The organism is Ktedonobacter sp. SOSP1-52 (assembly GCF_016587395.1).
Window position 1 is genome coordinate 272,357 of the sequence record NZ_BNJH01000006.1, and the last position, 17,779, is coordinate 290,135.

At 56.0% G+C, this 17,779-nt stretch carries 13 protein-coding genes and 1 pseudogene; 4 read left to right on the forward strand and 10 right to left on the reverse strand.

Translation table 11 applies throughout. The features are described 5' to 3' along the window. Nucleotides 1-123: 123 nt before the first annotated feature. Both JMJ16_RS46340 and JMJ16_RS46345 read left to right on the forward strand, forming a co-directional pair. Nucleotides 124-1,779, forward strand: a pseudogene (locus JMJ16_RS46340) (AAA family ATPase). Between the two features lie 71 nt (nucleotides 1,780-1,850). Further along, the gene (locus JMJ16_RS46345) at nucleotides 1,851-2,930 is read left to right on the forward strand and encodes a Type 1 glutamine amidotransferase-like domain-containing protein (RefSeq protein ID WP_236602083.1); all 1,080 of its coding nucleotides are present in this window, start codon (nucleotides 1,851-1,853) and stop codon (nucleotides 2,928-2,930) included. Between the two features lie 65 nt (nucleotides 2,931-2,995). Here the strand turns inward: JMJ16_RS46345 and JMJ16_RS46350 are convergent, their stop codons facing one another. The 10 genes from JMJ16_RS46350 to JMJ16_RS46395 form a co-directional block, all read right to left on the reverse strand. After that, nucleotides 2,996-3,739 (reverse strand): SDR family oxidoreductase, encoded by a 744-nt coding sequence (locus JMJ16_RS46350; protein ID WP_201392679.1) that lies wholly within the window; start codon nucleotides 3,737-3,739, stop codon nucleotides 2,996-2,998. Between the two features lie 123 nt (nucleotides 3,740-3,862). Further along, nucleotides 3,863-4,693 (reverse strand): glycosyltransferase family 2 protein, encoded by an 831-nt coding sequence (locus JMJ16_RS46355; protein ID WP_201392681.1) that lies wholly within the window; start codon nucleotides 4,691-4,693, stop codon nucleotides 3,863-3,865. Nucleotides 4,694-4,724: 31 nt separating this feature from the next. Then, a complete protein-coding gene (locus JMJ16_RS46360) occupies nucleotides 4,725-6,044 on the reverse strand; it encodes a glycosyltransferase (protein WP_201392683.1) in 1,320 nt (439 codons plus the stop codon). A 26-nt stretch (nucleotides 6,045-6,070) separates the two neighbouring features. Beyond that, nucleotides 6,071-7,066 (reverse strand): glycosyltransferase, encoded by a 996-nt coding sequence (locus JMJ16_RS46365; RefSeq protein WP_201392685.1) that lies wholly within the window; start codon nucleotides 7,064-7,066, stop codon nucleotides 6,071-6,073. Next, nucleotides 7,063-8,211, reverse strand: coding sequence for a glycosyltransferase family 9 protein (locus tag JMJ16_RS46370; RefSeq protein ID WP_201392687.1), 1,149 nt, complete (start codon nucleotides 8,209-8,211; stop codon nucleotides 7,063-7,065). The genes JMJ16_RS46365 and JMJ16_RS46370 overlap by 4 nt, the downstream gene beginning before the upstream one ends. Next, on the reverse strand, nucleotides 8,208-9,332 hold the full coding sequence (locus JMJ16_RS46375; RefSeq protein ID WP_201392689.1) for a glycosyltransferase family 9 protein: 1,125 nt from the start codon (nucleotides 9,330-9,332) through the stop codon (nucleotides 8,208-8,210). The genes JMJ16_RS46370 and JMJ16_RS46375 overlap by 4 nt, the downstream gene beginning before the upstream one ends. Continuing rightward, entirely contained in the window at nucleotides 9,326-10,918 is a 1,593-nt protein-coding gene (rfaE2, locus tag JMJ16_RS46380) for a D-glycero-beta-D-manno-heptose 1-phosphate adenylyltransferase (protein ID WP_201392691.1), read from the reverse strand. The genes JMJ16_RS46375 and rfaE2 overlap by 7 nt, the downstream gene beginning before the upstream one ends. A gap of 110 nt (nucleotides 10,919-11,028) precedes the next feature. Continuing rightward, a complete protein-coding gene (locus JMJ16_RS46385; RefSeq protein WP_201392693.1) occupies nucleotides 11,029-11,703 on the reverse strand; it encodes an SIS domain-containing protein in 675 nt (224 codons plus the stop codon). 629 nt (nucleotides 11,704-12,332) lie between these two features. Next, complete coding sequence (locus JMJ16_RS46390) at nucleotides 12,333-13,376, reverse strand: SDR family oxidoreductase (protein WP_201392696.1); 1,044 nt, start codon at nucleotides 13,374-13,376, stop codon at nucleotides 12,333-12,335. A 176-nt stretch (nucleotides 13,377-13,552) separates the two neighbouring features. After that, the gene (locus JMJ16_RS46395; protein WP_201392698.1) at nucleotides 13,553-15,694 is read right to left on the reverse strand and encodes an amino acid permease; all 2,142 of its coding nucleotides are present in this window, start codon (nucleotides 15,692-15,694) and stop codon (nucleotides 13,553-13,555) included. Between the two features lie 224 nt (nucleotides 15,695-15,918). Here JMJ16_RS46395 and JMJ16_RS46400 point away from each other — a divergent pair, with 224 nt between their 5' ends. Together JMJ16_RS46400 and JMJ16_RS46405 are read left to right on the forward strand one after the other, a co-directional pair. Continuing rightward, entirely contained in the window at nucleotides 15,919-17,229 is a 1,311-nt protein-coding gene (locus JMJ16_RS46400; RefSeq protein ID WP_201392700.1) for an SLC13 family permease, read from the forward strand. A gap of 21 nt (nucleotides 17,230-17,250) precedes the next feature. Then, complete coding sequence (locus JMJ16_RS46405; RefSeq protein ID WP_201392702.1) at nucleotides 17,251-17,772, forward strand: universal stress protein; 522 nt, start codon at nucleotides 17,251-17,253, stop codon at nucleotides 17,770-17,772. Nucleotides 17,773-17,779: the final 7 nt, after the last annotated feature.

Sequence of the window (17,779 nt, forward strand, 5' to 3'; positions counted from 1 at the left end):
ACTCCAGCGTGCGAGAAGAGAACAGGAAAAAGAATGCCTTAAGAACTTGTGTTCTTCTGGTCTCTCTGCTAGAATAGACGTACTATTACTGATCACAGGTATGTGTTTGAAGGTGGAGCGCAGATGCCCAAGACACGCCAGGAATCGCGCAAGCAGAAAGAACAGCAGGAGAAACGACTTGCGACCCCGACCTTTCTGCTCGAACTGCCTCTGGTGGTCGATCCAGGGCAAGCCGCACGCCTGCGTGCCCACCTGGAAGCGGCTTGCCAGCTCTACAATGCTATCCTCTCCGAAGGCCAGAAGCGTTTGAGGCGCATGCGGGCTACCCTCGCCTGGCAAGAGGCACGTGCTCTTCCTCGCACTCAGAAGGCTGAACGAGCGGCGACCTTCTCCTCCTTGCGCAAAGCCTATGGCTTCACTGAGGCCGCCTTGCATGAAGCGGTCAAGGGACTGCGCGTGGGCTGGATTGCCGAGCACATCGAGGCGGTGCTGGCGCAAATGCTGACCACACGCGCCTATCGCGCCCTCAATCGCGTCTGCCTGGGCAAGGCCACACGCGTGCGTTTCAAGAGTCGAAGGCGCGGCTTCTCCAGCATCGAGAACAAGCTCAATGATATCAGCCTTCGGTTTGTCCTGCAGCCACCCGAAGCCGGAAAAGCAGGTTTTCTCCTCTGGAATGGAGACCAGCTTCCTGCCCTCATCGACTGGAATGATCCAGTGGTCACGCATGGCCTCAAGCATCGCATCAAGTATGCTCGCCTCATTCAACGTCCCGCAAGTAGTCCCAGGGCGGCAGGAGCCGATGCCCAGGGCTCTCGCTACGTGGTCCAATTGGCCCTGGAAGGCAAGCCCCATCACAAACCCAAGCACAGGGTTGGCACAGGCATCGTTGGAGGAGATTTGGGACCCTCGACCTTGGCCCTTGTTCCCCAGGAAGGGGAGACGAGTCTGGAAATGCTTTGTGCCGAACTGGCTCCTGATGCCAAGGCCATTCGTCGTTTGCAAGGGCAAATGGATCGACAGAGGCGAGCGGCCAATCCTGAGTACTACGACGAGAAGGGACGCATCAAAAAGCAGTGCCGGAAGAAGTTGCGATGGAAGCAGAGCAAGGGCTACCAGGCCACGCGACGACGCAAAGCCATCAAAGAGCGCAAGTTGGCAGCCCACCGCAAGAGCTTGCATGGCCGCAAGGTCCATGAGATGGTCGCGCTGGGCAACACGATCATCATCGAAAAGATTTCCTACAAGGCATGGCAGAAAACGTTTGGCAAGAGTGTGGGACTGCGAGCACCAGGGATGTTTGTAGAACTGTTGAGAAGCACCGTTGCAAGCACGGGCGGCATCCTCATTGAAGTCCCCACACGCACGACAGCGTTGTATCAATGGTGTCATAGCTGTGGCAAACGGGTGAAGAAGCCCCTCTCCCAGCGGTGGCATCAGTGTGCCTGTGGCGTGGGTCCCGTCCAACGCGACCTCTACTCGGCCTTTCTTGCCGCTTACCTTTGATCCAGCAGATCCCATTCCCTCGTGTGCCCGATACCTGGGGTATTGGGAAGGTGCGCAAGCGCGCCTGGTGGCAGCACACGAGCATACTCGTCAACGCGCTAAAGAGGGGCAGGCTCTGCCCCGAAGCTTGGGCTTGGCTCGAGCCAGAGCGCGTCTGCCCAAAGTTCAGGCGAACCGACACAAGAGCCAGCCTTTCGGCTTCGGCACGCAAGACTGGAAGCGTGGAACGAACCCCTGGAACCCCGCTGCTTTAGCGGGGAGCTCTCAGAATAGTAAAGAGGTTAACCAGGAAATTGAGCTTGTTATAGACGCAAATAGCAAATGGAGGGCAAACTTTGCAGACTATGCCGGGACAATGCGCGATTCTAGGATCAGGTGAAACGACCGTGGTTGGACGCCGCGTGCTGAGTCAGATGTTACCTCGCTTAGAAGAACCTCGCACCATCGCGGTTTTAGATACGCCAGCCGGTTTTCAGCCTAACCATGTACTGGTCGCGGAGAAGATTGTACAGTTTTTGCGGGAGCGCCTAGGCGAGTTTCGCCCTCAGCCGCAACGCATTGAGACGCGCCAGGAGGAGCAGGAGAGCGAGACCGGGGCCGCCATGCTAGCAGCCATCACACATGCGCGCGCCATCCTTGCCGGGCCAGGCAGCCCAACGTATATGATACGCGAACTACAGGGAACGACCTATTTTGATGCCATCCGCCAGGCACATGCTAACGGTACTGCGCTCTATGTCTCCAGTGCGGCCTCTATTGCGATGGGTTCTTATAGCCTTCCAGTCTATGAGATTTTCAAGGTTGGCGATGAGCCGAGCTGGTATCAGGGGCTGGATTTCTTCAAACCCTTTGGCATGAATCTGGCGATTGTGCCGCACTGGAATAACAATGAGGGTGGGGCCGACCTGGATACAAGCTTCTGCTATATGGGGCGTGAGCGCTTCAGCAAGATGCTGAAGCAGTTGCCGGAGGACGTGGTTGTCTTTGGTATCGATGAGCATACCGCTTGTATTCTGGACTTTGTCACGGGCGAGGTCGCCGTTGAGGGCAAGGGAGGCGTCCATATCATCCGTGAGGGTCAGATGGTGGAGTTCCAGGCAGGTGAGAGCTTTCCCTTAACGTTGCTGGGAGCGGAAGCGGTCGCGCAAGGACAACAGCAGGCGCTCTCCATGGTTGGCAACCCAATCGATGTTGAGACGTTGCTTGCGCCAGGCGAGACCCTTGATCCACGCATTGAGGAGCAGAACCTGGCGGGAGCGCTTCCCGCGCCACTTGTTGATGCCCTGGTAACCATTCGTGCTGATCTGCGTGCTGCGAAGCAGTGGCCCTTTGCCGACCGCCTGCGCGACACGCTTAGTACCTATGGCATTGTGATCGAAGATACTCCCCAGGGCTCCCAATGGCACATAGAGGAAGAAGAGTAAACAAGTGATAGAAGAGGTTGCTCGCGCATGCGCGAGCAACCTCTTCTATCACGTAGAAAATTTATTTAGGGCCAGCTCGTTTCATTGAGGGGGGTGACGATGAGCTCCTGGAGGGCGGACTCGGGTGGGAGCTGGGCGGCGAAGACCATGGTTGCCGCGACATTGGCCGGGCTTTGCAAGTTGTTTTTGTCGGGCATGGGAATGCCCTGGTCCAGGAAGCGGTCAAAGAAGTGAGTATCCATGCCGCCGGGGATGAGCGTGGTAACGCGAATGTTATGTGGGCGCCCCTCGACGCTCAAGCCACGGCTAAAGCCCAGCAGGCCCCATTTTGAGGCGTGATAGGGCGAGGCATTGGCCCAGGCGCGGGTAGCCGCGGTCGAGGCGATATTGAAGATATGCCCACCACCCTGCTGGCGTAGCCAGGGGAAGGCCGCTTTGGCGAAGAGGAAGGGGGCGCGTAGATTGATGGCAAGCTCGCGATCCCACTGCTCTATGCTTAGCTCCTCGACCGAGTAGGTATAGTCAACGGCGGCACAGTTGACGAGTATATCCAGGCGTCCAAAGTGTTTCACCGTGGCCTCGACGGTCGTGAAGACGGCGTCCGCGTCGCTGACATCGCAGACCAGGCTATGGCAGGAGTAGTCCTGTGCGCGAAGTGCATTACAAACGTGCTCCAGGCTCTCCTGGCGTATATCCACACAGGCTACGGTGCAGCCCGCGCCGGCAAAAGCCTGGGCTGCTGCCTCTCCCAGCCCACTCCCCGCACCTGTGACGAGTACAACCTTTCCTTCAAGCGAAGACAATTGCATGTATTGAGTTCTCCTTCTTTTTTTCTATTTGTGCTTGCTCTCGCGCTTGCGTCGCTCGCTGTAAGAGGTGTGGTGGGTTTGCCCTGGCTGCCGCTGGTAGCCAGGGCAAACCCACCACACCTCTTACACTGGTATTTCCTCTAATAGTTCCTTGAAGAGGGTGGTGGCGTTGTGCTGGCGATCCTCGATGGTTGTGGGGAGGCAGAGGTGGTAGGTGCCGCAGGGAAGGATGCCGCAGCCACCGTATTTGCGTAGGAGCAGGAACTGGACCACGACCTCTTCGCCTGCGTGTTCGCGCGGCATGCGTTCCCACCAGGAGAAGCCGCCGACCGAGAGCAGCTTCTGTCGGTCGAAGAGCACGTTTGCCCCACCTACCCAGGCGACCTTGTAGCGTACAATCTGTCCAGGCTCTTGCACATAGCGCTGTTCAAGATGCAGGGGATTGGCGGCACTATTGATGGGGGCACGCTCCCAAGGAATGCTTTCGGGAGTAATAGGTTCAGGCGTCACCGGCCCATCCCAGATCTCAATCTGCTGCTGATGTGGGCGTACGTCGTCGAGGTAATCGATCCCGGGCGCGGCGCTACCGACGAAACCACATTGCTCCTGCTGTATCACGCTTAGCATGCGCTCAAGTACCTGGGGTTCCAGGAGCACATCATCATCAATGTAATGGACATACGGCGCATTGCTCTGCCCCAGCAGGAATTGGCGCTGTTCGGCCATGCCATGCCGCTCGGGATGATGAATGAGTTTGACATCGTGCCCACGAAAGCGCAATGCCTCGGCAAGGACGTGAATTTCCTGGCTGTCGATGCTGGCCTGGCCCGTTGGACTCTGGTCGGAGACGATGACGTTAAAGTCAGTAAAGGTCTGACCAAAGAGGCTGGCCAGGACAATCGCCAGCCCTGTTTTGCGCCGATAGGTTGGAATGAGTACATCTACAAGAGCCATAGTTGAGAATCCTCCTTGAAGCGTACTTTCATCATGGATAGAGCTCCCAGGCCAGGGCATTAGCATGGATGGGAAGCACGGCTGGCATACAGGTTAGTTCTTCGTAGAGTTTAGCCAGGCGGCTCGCGGTGCGCGACCAGGTGAATTCGTGTTCAACGCGCTGGCGCGCGGCCCGCCCCATTTCCTGGCGAAGCCCTGGTTGTTGCATAAGTGTGTGGAGGCGCTCTGCCAGGGCACCAGGCGCGCGTGGTGGCACCAGAAAGCCGGTCTCGCCATCGCGGATGGTATAATTAATCCCACCAACTGCTGAACCAATTACGGGTCGTCCGCAGGCCATGCCCTCCAGGGGGGTCAGGCCGAAGGGTTCATACCAGGGCGTGGTCACAACCACGTCGGCGGCGCTGTAGTAGTAGCGCAGCATATCCGGCTGGCGTTTACCAAAGAAATGCACATGCTCCTGGATACCCAGCTCGTGGGCGAGGTTTTGCAGTTCGCCGATCTCTGGTGTTGTAAGCGGGTCTGCCGTCAGGGTCTCGCCTCCCACCACCAGGAGCTTGACTGGTACCGGCAGTCGTTCCTTATATTCTTGTAACAGTATTGCTAAGGCCTGGACGATGTTGCGCACGTCCTTACGTGGTAGCAGGCGGCCTACGTAGGCGATAGTAAAGGCCGACTCGGGAATGCCAAGCTGGCGTAGCCCAATCTCCTGGCGTGCCAGTGCGCGCGTAACCGGGCGTAAGAGCGCGGTGTTGGCGGCGGCAGGTATCAGCGCGAGCCTGGATGGATCGGCTCCATACTCCTCGATGAGTTCCTGCCACTCATTTGGGCATTGTGCGATGACTTTATCGACCTGCTGGATAATATCTTTTTCTACCGCGATGCGTTCAACGGGACTGGTATCGGCCTCTCCCTGGTGGCGCTGTTTGGTAATGCCGGTGGCATGGAAGAGCTGGACCGCTGGAATGGCAAGCATGCGACGCAGCTCGGCCACGACCCAGCCCGACATCCAGAAATGGCCGTGAAGCAGGTCATAGCGCTTCTCGTCGCGCACCATAAAGCGCATAAAGGCTTCACGAAAGGCCGGCATGTAGGGCCAGATGTCGTCCTTGGGTAGCTGGCGTACTGGCCCCGCCTCAAGGTGCATTACGCGTACCCCGGGCGACCAGTCGCAGATCTCGGGCATCATGGGATCATCACGCCGTGAGAAGACATCGATTTCATAGCCCTGTTGAGCCAGGTGACGACTCACCTGGTCTACATAGACATTTTGTCCGCCCGCATCGGCACCTCCAAGGCAGGCAAAAGGGCTGGCATGCTCGCTGATGAGCGCGATACGTTTCTTTCTCTCCATATCTCCCCCTGAACAATCACATGACGCTAACGAGAACTGCTTGAGGGCGCGACAGGCTGTTCTATTGCTGTCGGGCGTGAATTTTTCGCCAGTACACGCGCAAAGGCGGCGTTCCAGTCGTCGCCAAAACGCTTCAGCCCGAAGCGCGTCAAGGCAAGCTTGCGCGCCTCTGCTCCCATATCCCGGGCCAGGCCTGGTTTCGCAATGAGTACTTGCATATGCTCGACAAGCTCATCTAGATCGCAGGAGATGTAGCCATGCTTACCGTTCTCAATCACGGTTGGAAGCTCGGTGGTTGCCAGGGCCACGATGGGTAGGCCAATGGTCATGCCCTCGATGACGGAGAGGGGGAGGCTAGTATAGCGAATAGGACTGAACAGGAAGCGATATTCGGCCACGCGCAGATGGAGATCATAATAGGGGATGTCGCCGATGCCCTGAAGCTCGTCTGTGCCCATGCCCGCGATATCCAACGGGATATGCTGACGGGCCTGCATAAAGAGGTCATACCCAAGTCGTCGTCCACGTTCCTTGATATTATTGATGACGGTAATGCCGCGTGCGAGCTGTCCCGTGTATGTAGCCTGTGGATTGATCGCGACACTGTGTTCAATGACCATGGTGGGCGTGCGCCCGTTATTCCACATCAGGCGGTTATATTTGGTGACATGGACCAGCAAGACATCTGGATCATCAACCAGGTGCCGGGTCTCGGTGGCATCAGGTCGCGGAGTATTATGCTCCAGGTAAATGGTTGGCAACCGTTGCTGCTCCGGCGAGAGAATTTCCTCCCGATCTTCATAAAAATTGCGTGGCGTCTGGCAGATGATAAGATCCAGGTCGAGGTTACGTATCTCCTCGGCTTGAACTTCCTGTACATAGGCGGGCATGCTGGGCGTTCTCCCGCCATAGCCGTCCGTGCGTTCCTCTTTGATGGGCAAGTACCAGTTATGCTCCATCTGTACCAGGGTATTCAGATAACTTCCGTGAATATGCCAGATGAGAATATTGAGCGGTTTCATTGATAAATTTTCTCCTTCAGTTCGGCGGCCATAGTGTAGATATGTTCAGGCGTGATCCAGCGCAGGCAGCGATGGTCGATGGGACACGACCAGTGTGAGCAGGGGCTGCATGGTACAGGATGACGCGCGACGCGGTGTATAGACTGATCCAGGGGTGCCCAGCGCCTGACGTCAACGGGGCCAAAGAGCGTAATGCTGGGCCGGTTCAGGGCGCAGGCCAGATGCGCGGGTCCCGTGTCGTTACTGATAAAGAGATCGTACCTATTAAGCAAGCCGGCCAGGCCACCGATGGTCGTTTGCGCGGCGCAGTTGAGGGCCTTTGCCTGCATATGCCTCTGTACTTCCGCGACGGTCCCCTCTTCGCCTGGACCTCCAGTGAGCACGATCTGTGCACCGAAGCGCTCCACCAGCATATCGGCCAGGCGGGCGAAGTAGGACGCGGGCCAGCGCCGGGCCGGAGACTTTGAGCCGGGATGTAGCCCGATGAGCGGTCGATTGCCCGTGACGCATCCGACAAGCAGGGCCTCAGCCTCCGCTCGATCTCCTACGTTCACAGGAAACTCTAGAGCCGGGTCAAACTCACGACAGCCAGCCAGCGCGGCAACCCCCATGGCGCAGTAGATCTCGTGCCAGTCGAGTGCATAAGGGGCCGTAAGCGTTAGCAGGTCTGAAGCCTCTCGCTGCGTCGGATCATAGTAGCCGACGGTGATAGATGCGCCCAGGTTGCGGGCCAGAGCGTTACTGGTGCGCCCGCTACCATGCATCTGGAGCACGAGGTCATAACCATAGGCCCTTTGTTCCGCTATGAAGCGGCGCATCTTCTCAGGCGTCGTCTTGATATCTTCCAGGCCCGGATAGCCCGCGTACTCCACAAAGCGATCAATGTAGCGGGGAAAGTGTTGAGCAAAGGTACGTGCCCAGGGCAGACCGATCAGGGTGATCTCGCTGCGTGGGAAGCGGCGCCGCAATGCCCGGCAGGCTGGCACGCTTACGAGCAGATCACCCACATAGAGCGCGCGGATGATGGCGATGCGCTCTGGCTGCCAGCCTGCCGGTATGACCTGGTCCGCTGCGTCGGCAAAGCGTGTGAACGTGTCGGCAAGTGGCTGTGGCAGCGTGGAAGCTGGGGCCATATGAATACTCATGAGCGCGCCTCCTCTCGTATACCAGCCGCTGTTGGCGAAAAAGTATTCTGGAGTAAATCGCGAGCGGCCTCAAGCACCATCTGTGGCGAGACCAGGCGAAGACACTCATGCGAATAGGGACAGACGCGGCTATAGCAGATGCGACAGGGAACGTCAACGTAGAGCTGACGATGAGCCACGTTCCAGGGTCCCCATTGCTCGGGGGGATTGGTCAGGGCGAAAAGCGCGATCACGGGTGTTTGCACCGCTGCCGCGAGATGCATGGGACCCGTATTATTGGTGATGGCCAGGTCTGCTCGCTGGAGCAGAGCGCAGAGGCCCGCGAAGGAGAGTTCTCCTGCTGCCCCTCGTACCTGTTCACGCTTTTGCGGATCTATAAGTTCCAACACGCGCTTAACCAGTTCCTCCTCAGAGTGGTCGCCAGTGACCACCACCCGGGCCGAGAGCTGTTCCACCAGGAGATTGATGACCTCGACATACATCTCCCAGGGGTAGGTGCGTGCAGGCATCGTACAGCCGGGATGGACCACGACCAGGGGTCTCTGGTCCGCGAATGCCTGCTGTGCGAGCCAACTCTCAGCCTCACTCTGGGCCTCGGGGGGTACCTGTAGTACGAGGCCGCGCTCACTGGTGCGCATACCCAGCGCACCAACGAGGTTGAGTGCCCGCTCTACCTCATGTATGATATGCTCAGGATGCTTATGGCGGGTGGTCAGCAGGGAGCCGGGGCCATCGATGGAGGCGGCGGCCCGCAAGGGGATATCCGCCAGGTAGCACATGTAGGCTGCGGGCAGCGCGCTCTGGCGGAAGGATGTGAATATAATCGCGCCATCGAAGTGCTTCTCGCGCAGGAGCGCGATCATGGTCTGCTCGCGCTGGCTATCGTGGGGCAGCTTCTGCCAGGGATCGACCCAGGGAGCCTCATACACCATGATCTCGTCGATATCGGGATCGAGGCGCCCGATCTGTGCCCCAACGGGACTGGTGAGCAAGGTTAGGCGCGCCTGGGGTAGCGACTCCTTGACGGCGTGAAACGCAGGCGTCATTAGAAGCACATCGCCCAGGTTGTCGAGTCGTACGAGCAAAATGTTGTACTTATCTTGCCAGCGTGGATCTACCATGAGCCTCTTCCCTCCTCCTGAACACTTGAGACATGCTCAGGTGCCTGCTGTAGCATGGCCATGCGCGCAATGCGGTCGATGACAGCGCTTGTGCTCATACCCCCGAGCAAGGGAATGATAATCATCTGTCCGCCGGCCTCCTGCACGGCGCCAGCCTCTGGCAGGTCCTCATTGGCGTAATCGCCGCCCTTGACATGTACATGAGGACGCAAGAGGCGTATCAGCTTTGTGGGTGTCTCCTCTTCGAATGGGACTACGTAGTCGACCCCATCCAGAGCCGAGACGAGCGCCATGCGTTCCCGGAGGCCATTGATGGGACGCCCGGCACCTTTAAGACGGCGCGCACTTGCATCGCTATTGACGCCAACGACCAGGATATCACCCAGTTCTCTGGCCTGGCGCAACAAGTGGATATGGCCAGCGTGCAGGATATCGAAGATGCCATTGGTGAAGATAAGGCGTTTGCCTGCCTGGCGCTCAGGCTCTAAGATGGCGGCGAGCCTGAGCGCGTCCACCCGCCCGTTTCCCGCCTTACTCTGCTCGCTATGACTTCTCAGGCTCACTCTTTGTAGGAGATCATGGTGTGAGACGCTGGCGGTATGTACGCGTGAGACAGCGATGCTGGCAGCATCCAGTCCAATGCGTGCCGCTTCAACGATATCATCTGTCACGGTCAGGGCCAGGGAGAGAGCCGCGGTAAAGGAATCGCCTGCGCCCACATCATGCGCTCTGGCAACCGATGCCGTGGGGAGATATTGTTCGTGTCCCTGCTGGTCAAGCAGGAAGACCCCCTCACCACCCAGTGTGATTGCAACGTATCTTGTTGTGAGTAAGCTGTGCAGACGCTCAGCCAGTATTCGTGCCTCAGCCAGGAGGGGAGCTGAAGTTAGAGATGTGGGCTTGTGACCAGTCATACCCACGAGTTGGCGCGCCTCAATGATATTGGGCGTAATGACTGACGCGTCCAGCCCCTTGAAGTTATGCAGGGCTTTGGAATCGACGATCATGGGCAGATGCCGCTCAGCCTGAAGCGTATGAAGATGCTCAAGTACGCGGGGGGAGAGGACGCCATAGCGGTAGTCAGAGATAACGACCAGGTCACAGAGCGCGAATGCCTGCTCAAGCTGAGCGAGCAAACGTTGTTGTATATTCTCTTCAGGCATGAAGGCGTGTATTCCGCCCTCATCGAAGCGTGCAACATACTGTCCATTGGCAAGCAGACGCAACTTATGCTGAGTTGGCTCATGCTCTTGTGTGACCAGCCAGCGGTCATCAACACCGCGTTGGCCTAGCACATAGCGTAGTTGCCTGCCTACATTATCGTTGCCTACCAGGCCCAGAAAGAGAACCTCTGCCCCCAGGGCGGCGAGGTTGACGGCGGTATTGGCCGCACCGCCGGGTAGGTGATATTCGCCGCTCTTACGTACTACGGGGACTGGCCCCTCGGTGCAGAGGCGTTCCGCGACCCCTTCGATGTATGTGTCAAGCATGGCGTCGCCAAGCACCAGGGCGCGCAGACCACGAAAGCGGCGCACCAGTTCAATCGCCCCTGGCGAAGTATCGGTTGTTGTATCTTGTAACTCCATGAATCTCCCCTTGCCTCGAAAAAACATGTGACAGGCACATACAGATATGTCAGGCACTTTGCTATGCAGAAATGCGCCTATGTTGACGTGTTCGAGGGAACCATGCGGGCTTATTGTCTCTCTTGAGTGTTGAAGCGTTCCTCAGCAGCGAGGCGAGCTTCAGTAATATCGCAGAGGATGTGGGTGACGATCATGTGCAGCTCTTGTGTGGTCGCTGTCTCTTCTACTGGAACGTGAATCGCGACCGTGGCATGTTCCTCAAGCCGGTTTGTGCGATTACCAGTGACGGCAATGACTTCGAGTTGTTTCTGGCGAGCTATGCACGCGGCCCGCACCAGGTTCTCTGATTCGCCGCTGGTACTGAAGGCAATAAAGAGATCACCAGTTTGTCCAAAGGCCTGTACCTGGCGTGCGAAGACGTTATGATACCCGTAATCATTAGCAACTGCTGTCAGCGTGGAGGTATCGGTCGTGAGGGCCATGACAGGATAGGCCAGGCGTTCACGTTTAAAGCGTCCTACCAGTTCGGCGGCGAAATGTTGGGCCTCGGCGGCGCTGCCTCCATTGCCCGCGATCAACACTTTATGTCCACTTTGAAGGGTTGCGATGAGTCGCTCGGCGGCATTGCTCAGAGCGAAGGCGTGGTGGGTGAGTTGGTTGAGAGCCGTATTAAAGGTTGTGTGTCGGTGCTGTAGTGTGCGTACCACTGTGTCATAGCAACTATTGAGACCATGCGCGCCAGGAAATGTAGGGAGAAAAACGGCCTGTTCTTCGTGCTGCACCATGTTCATACAACCCCTTCTCTAATTTTTTACTTAATAGTAGAGCTTACTATTTGAAGCGGCCTCGCGAAGTGCGATTTACGCTTTAAATTTATTTCTTCAACAGAAGTGAAGCCTTGGTCTAACTAATTTAATAGTTACCATGTCTGACACGATTTTACAAGTCAGCAATAAGATTATTAATGCTTCTCTAAACGTATACTAAGCTTTCTCTAAATTTCTACTAAAAATATAATAAAAAGGAATACCTATAGGGGAACTTCCCAAGACTTCTGAGACCCTCTTTTAATATATTAAGGCCAAAAGTATATGTAGTTATACAGAAATTGGCTTCACTGATGATGCAAGCAGTGAACATGCAATGACAATTACTAACAAGTGAATACGGGTAGTTAGCATAGCTTGAGTAGCTTCTAATTAAGTGGATGTAGATTGAGCCTGACGCTGTGTGGTAGTAGCGCTGCTAAAGCACGCGCTTATATATACTGCTACGAGTGTATCCACACATTGTAGGGGCCTTGCATGGACTCTCTCCGCCGAAATATATGCTCACCCTGCATGAACAAGGCCATGCTTGCATGGTCCCTACAGATTTCTGTGTCACTTGGTAGATGTACCAATAGACACGTGTACTAGTCTTGTTTGCTCTCCTGGTTGAATTTGTGGATGGCGACCTCGCCGGGCTTGCTGATAAATGAGGCGACGGGCGTTACATGGCGGTGTGCCGCGTCCCGTGTTTTATCGTCGTCGTCTGGTGCCTTGGGCATGAGTCGGTTTACCACGGAGAGGATATCGCTGGTCAGGCCGGGGAAGAGGCCGTGGAAGCCAGCTAGCAGCTTGGCCTGGGGTGAGAGGATAACTTCAGCCTCTCCCAGGCGGGCCGCGTCTACAATCTTACGAGCCGCTCTATCAGCCTGCATAGAGATGAAGGGATAGGTCGCACCCATCGCGAACCAGGCATACTCCGCCTCCTTGTCGCCTTTGGCATAGGCGTGTATATGCGATCCTGTGCGCATCAGGCCAGGCACGACGGTCGTCACCGTAATGCCATCCTGCGCCAGTTCAGCATGCATACCCTCGGAGAAGCCTACAGCGGCAAATTTGGCCGCCGAATAGGGAAGCAGGTGGGGTACGCTGACCTTACCGCCGATGGAGGTGATATTCACGATGCGCCCGCTGGCGCGCTCGCGCATGTGGGGCAACACGGCAAAGGTCATATTGACCATGCCCCAATACATAATATCCATCGCCTCTGCATAATCCTCGATAGTCGTACTTTTCTGTGGGCCAACCGTGATCACGCCCGCGTTATTGACGAGAATATCGATACGTCCAAAATGATTGAGAACCTGGGAGACAAAGAGGTCAACCTGGTCGTGCTTGCTGACATCGCAGGTCTGTATATAGATTTCGGTGATTTCGACGCCCTTTTGCGTAAACTCCTCTTTTACGACCTCCAGGGCCTTAGCCTCACGTGCGCAGAGCGCGAGGCGGCATCCCTGGCGCGCGAACTCACGTGCCATCGCCAGACCTAGCCCGCGTGATCCACCTGTGATGACGACGACCTGCCCCTGAAGATCCTGCGCCAGGCTGCGTCTGATGTAGGTACGCAGGGCCAGGCTGGCACCCAGCCCAATCCCCGCCCATGCTAGATTCCTGCTCCATTTTGTGCTCATAACGTTGTTACCTTCCTATTCTATCGCAAGTCCTTGACGTGATTCCTCGCGCTTGCGGTGCTCGTGTGGGGTAAGAGGTATGTGCGGCCCCGCCGCCTCAGTAGCCGCATACGCCAGTAGCGTGCTCCATAGGGAACACGCTCAGCAGGGAGAGTGTGTGTCAGATTGCGCATTGTTCAGGATGAGCAGCAGATGCGATTACGCCCCTTCTGTTTGGCCCGGTACATGGCGCGATCGGCCTGCTCTATGAGAGCGTCGCGTGTGGTACCATGCCTTGGGTAGACGGCTATGCCGATGCTGGCAGTCACTGAAATCTTGTACGTGTTATCACGAACACTGCAGAGGAAGGGTCGCTCTGCGAGGATGGTGCAGAGTTGCCTGGCTCTCTTCCTGGTTTTGGGTAGATCACTATTTGTGCAAATCAAGGCGAACTCTTCTCCCCCATAACGGCCAATGAAATCTTCCTGGTGCAGATTGGCATGTAAGCGTTGGGCAACCTCGTAGAGAATGGTATCGCCCGCTCGATGTCCCCATTGATCGTTTACGCTTTTAAAATGATCGAGGTCAATAAACATGATTGTGAAGGCGCTATGCTCTGCTTGTGCCTGTACGAGAGTCGCGTCAATATAGCTCATCACGGCCCGGTGATTGGGAAGTTCTGTCACGGGATCAATGGTTGCCGCAAATGCCTGTTCGCGATAGAGTTTCTCTAGCTCTAGCAAGAGAACGCCTTGTTGTTGATAAGCCTCCTGCAATTGTTCGCGCAGCGTCTTCTCGCGACTGGTCACGCGCTCCTGGTTGCTTAACAGGACGCTCAGGCGGGGCATCTCACCACAGAGCCAGCCGAGGATCAGCATGATAAATACGACCAGCAGAATGATGCTTCCCCAGTGCTCATTCGAGATTCCAGTGACCCACGATTGTGTGAGCGTTGCCCAGATAGCTACTAGCGTGGCACCTATACCCAGGAGTGCAATTGCTATAAGCATCAGGCGTTTATAGTTGACTGCGGTGGCTATACTCTTGCCTTTCCCTCTAGTGAAACTTATTATTATGGGCAAGGTGAAGAATAGTGATGTGGAGCATAACAAGAGAACAAACGAGCTTGCCAACATGATTTCATGTGTATTTCGCTCGATCTCTATGACGTTATTGCCACTTTCAAAGAGCGAGGGGACGAATATAAAGCCTATAACCATGACCACCAGGATAGTGAAGGCCTGGACTAGCATCGTAAAGACAGGGACCCCCGAAGCGTTTATGCGTGCAAAGACAGGAGGTAGGCGGTGATGTTGAGCCAGGGTGATAAGTAGGCGCGAAAAAAGCACCATAAAGATGACTGCCTGGAAGATATCAGCAAGGCCCAACACGAGAGTGGCGGGAAAATTTATCACGGGTCCGAAGGTGTTTATCCAGAGTTCAACCGCGGCCTGAGTTTCATTTCTTGACACAACAGGTGTCCACGCGGCGGCACCGACCAGGGCTAGCAGATAGAGGAAAGGTATGATGGCAGCCCCCCACCAGATGTATTTGGAGGCCCGGCGTAGGCCCGCTTGTCCCTCGCGTACCTCACTGCCCATAAAGAGGGGATGATTCAGGCCAAGGAAGGCTAGAATCGTGAAGCTATAGAATAGAGGTTGCTTATGCCACAAGAGTGGCTGAGTTGTCGGGTGGTTCCAGGGAAGAAGCCACAGCACGCCATGCTGCAGTCTCCATAGCGTGCTAGCACCCAGGATGATATAGAGTGCGCCGTAGCCAAGGCAAGCAATAAAGAGGAGGCGCTTTAAACGTGCCAGAGGGAGACAACTGATGGCCGTTGCCAGAAAGAGCATAAGAATCATGAGCAGGCCCTGTTGAGAGGAGGTATAGAGCCAGTCTGGTTTGAGCATGCGGAAGTAGATAATCGTCTCCTGAAGCGAGGTTGAAGTAAAGAGCATGCTTGTAAGCCAGATACTAAAGGTGATCGTAAAGCCAAGGACAGGGTTGAAGACACTACTGAGCCACACATAGGGGCTTCCCTGTCCCGGCAGGTGTCGCGCCAGCCAGTAGAAGACGACTGCCCCTGGCAAGAAGAAGGTGCAGGTGCCTAGAAGCCAGTAGAGTAAGGCGAATGGCCCGGCCAACTGCATCAGCATCGCAAACGATAGGACGACAATATCGAAAATAAGGAAGACGACCAGGTCACGAGTGCCTAATGTCCTGGGAAGCGGCTGAATGTCAGGGAGCGTCGCAGTGATCCTGGGTATTTTAGCTTCGAATATATATTGCGCCGTGTGGGGAGAGTTCCGCTCCGGCTGTTCTGGTGGAGGGGCTGCCATAATATCTCTTTCTTCGCAAGCTAGCATATAGCTGAGATGCGCTTTAAGTGATGAGAGCGAGATGTTACATCTATTCTCCTTCTAGTATATTTACTCGCAGGTACATATAACCCCAGGCACATACCAAACATGCGTAAAAATAGCCTGGGGCATGTTCTTGAGGTATCTGTGGAGGCATTGAACGTATAACATACAAATATATATGAATCGAGGCAAACTTATCTATGTTTTTCTTCTTCCCTCTCTCTACTCTCGCCAGGACAATTTTGATTGCTGGCATTATGTTGTTTACGCTTGTGGGCATCATGGTGCGTCCCTGGAAGACAAACGAGGCCATTGTTGCCCTGATAGGGGTAGCCGCCTTGCTGTTGCTTGGTCTGATTACCCCCATGCATGCTGTACAGACATTGTTGGAGGATTGGAATACCTTTCTCTTCTTCCTGGGCATGATGGGCCTCTCAGCGCTTGCCGAAGTGGCCGGATTTTTTGATTGGTTGGCGGCCTGGGCGGCTCGTCTCTCGGGCAAGAGCGTATGGCGCCTCTTCCTAAATACATTCCTATTAGGTAGCCTGATCTCTATGTTTCTCTCCAATGACGCCACAGCCTTAATCCTGACGCCAATTATTTATAGCCTGGTCACACGCCTGCGTCTGCCAGTGCTGCCTTTTCTCTTTGCTTGCACTTTTATTGCCGATACGGCTTCGTTTCTCCTGCCCGTGAGTAACCCCATCAATATTATTGTGCTCTCAACTTCCCCGCTCGACCTATGGACCTTTCTGCGCCTGCTTTTACTTCCCAGTCTGGTGGTCATTGCTCTGAACATCCTGGCCTTCTTCTTGCTTTATCGCCGCCAGCTCAGTGGAAGTTTTGAGAGCAAGCGGCTCCCCTCGGCGGAAGAGTCTGTGAAGCACGTGGGGTATTTTCGCTATACCTGCATGATCCTCTTGTTGGTGGCTCTCGCGTATGTGACGGCCTCAGCTCTGCGCGTGCCGCTCTCTCTGGTGGCGTTGCTGGGCGCGCTGGCCTTGCTGGCTGGCGCGCTATACTGGCGGCAGAGCACGCTGCGGGAGACTGGCAAGCACATCTCCTGGTCGATCTTTGGCTTTATTGCGGGCATGGTTATTATCGTGCGCGCCATGGAGGACACGAACCTCACGGCGCTTTTTGGCCAGGGTCTGCTCCAGCTTTCAGGAGGAACTAGCCTGGGTGCAATCTTAGTAGGTACGCTGGGTGCGGCGGTTGGCACCAACCTGATCAATAATGTGCCCATGGCGGTTGTGTTGACCTCGGCCTTGCATAACGTGCATTTTGCTAATGACTCGGCGCGCTTGGGTTTTATCGCTGCGACGATCCTGGGCTGCGATCTTGGCCCCAACGTGACAACGGTTGGCTCGCTAGCGACAGTGCTCTGGCTGCTCATCCTGCGCCGTCGGAATATCGATGTCTCGGGCCTGGATTACTTTAAAGTTGGCATTGTCGTCACGCCAATCATGCTGCTAGTCGGAGCAATGACGATCTGGCTGCTACTGCTCTAAGAACATGGAGGGAGGAAAGATATGCGTGTACTCTGTTGCCTGGATAGCTTTAATGTTGAGGAGCTTGGAGGTGCGCTCGCCTCGCTGCTGAGAGCGGAGGAGAAGACGCTTGGCGCGCTCTATGTGACCGACACAGGGCCACAGGAGGATATGAAGCGCCAGCGTGAGCGCTTTCTGCGCCCAAGCCGTTCTATGCTGCCTCGCCATGAGCAGATGCGGCAGGCCGAGGAGGGCCTGGCACAGGAGGTACTGTCAGAGGCCCGTCAGCATCTTGGCACATATAGTACGCATGTAGAGTTACTCCAGCGTGTAGGGCGGCCTGAGCGAGAGATCGTGCAGTTGGCCACTGAATGGCAGGCTGATCTCATTGTGATCTGTCCCCGCTCGCCTCGCGGTGGTGGACCTGCGCTGGGACCCAAATCGGTTGGACATGTAGCACGCTTTGTCCTGGATCATGCCCCTTGCCCGGTCCTACTGGTGCGCCCGCGTATTAGTGATGATCCGCTTCCGCTTTCGTCTCCACCTCCGCCCAGGCCGCGCTAATGGGTGA

Bases quoted from the DNA above. Each gene is read 5' to 3' on its own strand.
- JMJ16_RS46400 (WP_201392700.1), top strand. From the start codon at position 15,919: ATGTTTTTCTTCTTCCCTCTCTCTACTCTCGCCAGGACAATTTTGATT.
- JMJ16_RS46370 (WP_201392687.1), bottom strand. From the start codon at position 8,211: ATGAGTATTCATATGGCCCCAGCTTCCACGCTGCCACAGCCACTTGCC.
- JMJ16_RS46345 (WP_236602083.1), top strand. From the start codon at position 1,851: ATGCCGGGACAATGCGCGATTCTAGGATCAGGTGAAACGACCGTGGTT.
- JMJ16_RS46350 (WP_201392679.1), bottom strand. From the start codon at position 3,739: ATGCAATTGTCTTCGCTTGAAGGAAAGGTTGTACTCGTCACAGGTGCG.
- JMJ16_RS46395 (WP_201392698.1), bottom strand. From the start codon at position 15,694: ATGGCAGCCCCTCCACCAGAACAGCCGGAGCGGAACTCTCCCCACACG.
- JMJ16_RS46405 (WP_201392702.1), top strand. From the start codon at position 17,251: ATGCGTGTACTCTGTTGCCTGGATAGCTTTAATGTTGAGGAGCTTGGA.
- JMJ16_RS46390 (WP_201392696.1), bottom strand. From the start codon at position 13,376: ATGAGCACAAAATGGAGCAGGAATCTAGCATGGGCGGGGATTGGGCTG.
- JMJ16_RS46365 (WP_201392685.1), bottom strand. From the start codon at position 7,066: ATGAAACCGCTCAATATTCTCATCTGGCATATTCACGGAAGTTATCTG.
- JMJ16_RS46360 (WP_201392683.1), bottom strand. From the start codon at position 6,044: ATGGAGAGAAAGAAACGTATCGCGCTCATCAGCGAGCATGCCAGCCCT.
- JMJ16_RS46355 (WP_201392681.1), bottom strand. From the start codon at position 4,693: ATGGCTCTTGTAGATGTACTCATTCCAACCTATCGGCGCAAAACAGGG.
- JMJ16_RS46385 (WP_201392693.1), bottom strand. From the start codon at position 11,703: ATGGTGCAGCACGAAGAACAGGCCGTTTTTCTCCCTACATTTCCTGGC.
- JMJ16_RS46375 (WP_201392689.1), bottom strand. From the start codon at position 9,332: ATGGTAGATCCACGCTGGCAAGATAAGTACAACATTTTGCTCGTACGA.
- rfaE2 (WP_201392691.1), bottom strand. From the start codon at position 10,918: ATGGAGTTACAAGATACAACAACCGATACTTCGCCAGGGGCGATTGAA.